1 protein-coding gene is annotated in these 1,982 nt (G+C 67.6%); it reads left to right on the top strand.

The features are described 5' to 3' along the window. Positions 1-166 precede the first annotated feature (166 nt). Complete coding sequence (locus JAO81_RS35775; RefSeq protein ID WP_199552162.1) at positions 167-1,621, top strand: catalase; 1,455 nt, start codon at positions 167-169, stop codon at positions 1,619-1,621. The last annotated feature ends 361 nt before the right edge of the window (positions 1,622-1,982 follow it).

Below are 1,982 nucleotides of genomic sequence, written 5' to 3'. Positions count from 1 at the left end.
TCGGCGGCGGCGCTGACACCTGTCCTGTCGCGCCCAGGCGCCGCCGCCGACCGGAACACCTCTCTTCAATTTCAACAAACTGTTGACGTCCGTTCGTGCGCGTACATACGCTCCTGAAATCGCAGACGCAGAAACAGTTTTCGCAGTTTGAGTACGGAAGGTCACGATGTCGAAGCGCGTGCTTACGACCGAGTCCGGCGCCCCCGTCGCCGACAACCAGAACTCCGCCACCGCCGGCGTCGGTGGCCCGATCCTCCTGCAGGACCAGCACCTGCTCGAGAAGCTCGCCCGCTTCAACCGGGAGCGCATCCCGGAGCGTGTCGTGCACGCCCGTGGCTCCGGTGCCTACGGCCACTTCGAGGTCACCGACGACGTCTCGGCGTTCACCTCGGCCGACTTCCTCTCCGAGGTGGGCAAGAAGACCGAGCTCTTCCTGCGCTTCTCGACCGTGGCCGACAGCCTCGGTGGCGCGGACGCCGTCCGTGACCCGCGTGGCTTCGCGCTGAAGTTCTACACCGAAGAGGGCAACTACGACCTCGTCGGCAACAACACCCCGGTGTTCTTCATCAAGGACCCGATCAAGTTCCCCGACTTCATCCACTCCCAGAAGCGCGACCCCTTCACGGGCAAGCAGGAGGCGGACAACGTCTGGGACTTCTGGGCGCACGCCCCCGAGGCGACGCACCAGGTCACCTGGCTGATGGGCGACCGCGGCATCCCCGCGTCGTACCGCCACATGAACGGCTACGGCTCCCACACGTACCAGTGGACCAACGCCCAGGGTGAGGCCTTCTTCGTCAAGTACCACTTCAAGACGAACCAGGGCATCCGCTCCCTCTCCGCCGACCAGGCCGCCGAGCTCGTCGGCAAGGACGGCAACTCGCACCAGACCGACCTGCTGCAGTCCATCGAGCGCGGTGTGTACCCCTCGTGGACGCTGTACGTGCAGCTCATGCCGGCGGCCGAGGCGGCGGACTACCGCTTCAACCCGTTCGACCTGACCAAGGTGTGGCCGCACAGCGACTACCCGCTGCAGCGCGTGGGCCGTCTGGTCCTCGACCGCAACCCTGACAACGTCTTCGCCGAGGTCGAGCAGGCCGCGTTCTCGCCGAACAACTTCGTCCCGGGCATCGGTCCTTCGCCGGACAAGATGCTGCAGGGCCGCCTGTTCGCCTACGCGGACGCGCACCGCTACCGCCTGGGTGTCAACCACACCCTGCTGCCGGTCAACGCCCCCAAGGCGACGGTCGCCAACAACTACGGCCGCGACGGTCTGATGGCCGCCAACGCCCAGGGCCGCGGCGCGAAGAACTACGAGCCGAACTCCTTCGGCGGTCCGGTCGAGACCGGTCTGCCGCTGGCGGCGCCGCTCGCGATCCACGGTTACACCGGCACCCACGAGGCGCCGGCCCACACCAAGGACGACGACTTCTTCCAGGCGGGCGAGCTGTACCGCCTGATGTCCGAGGAGGAGAAGCAGCGCCTGGTCGCCAACATCGCCGGCGGTCTGTCGCAGGTCTCCCGCGACGACATCATCGAGAAGAACATCGCGCACTTCGCCGCCGCCGACGCGGACTACGGCAAGCGCGTGGAAGAGGCTGTGCGCGCCCTGCGCGACTGACCTCTTCACCGAAGCTGTGCCCAGGGTGACGGGAGGTCATCCCCGGGCACCGGCCCGTACCGCATGCCCGGATGAGGGGTGGCAGGCGGTACGGGAGTCCGCTCCGGCGGACAAGGCCTGTGACCGTGGCGGCGTGTGAGCCAGTGCGGTGGTAAAGGTCCAACTGTGTGCTTCTCGACCTGAGGGAAGCATGCGATGGTCCATCACACCCGCCACGGTCCCAGCCACACCCTGCACTCCGTCCGGCGGCGCGAACGTCCTGTCGCGTCAGCCTTGCGCCGTCGGACGGCAACAACTCCTCCGCCAGAGCGCCGGGGACGGGCGGTCCCGTCCTCCGCGCCCTTCCCGGTCCCCCCCTGCC

The sequence above is a fragment of the Streptomyces sp. N35 genome (assembly GCF_016464295.1).
Lineage (GTDB): Bacteria > Actinomycetota > Actinomycetes > Streptomycetales > Streptomycetaceae > Streptomyces.
This window is presented reverse-complemented; position numbering and strand designations above follow the sequence as displayed.

Excerpts from the sequence above, each read along its gene's own strand:
- JAO81_RS35775 (WP_199552162.1), top strand. The coding sequence starts at position 167 with ATGTCGAAGCGCGTGCTTACGACCGAGTCCGGCGCCCCCGTCGCCGAC.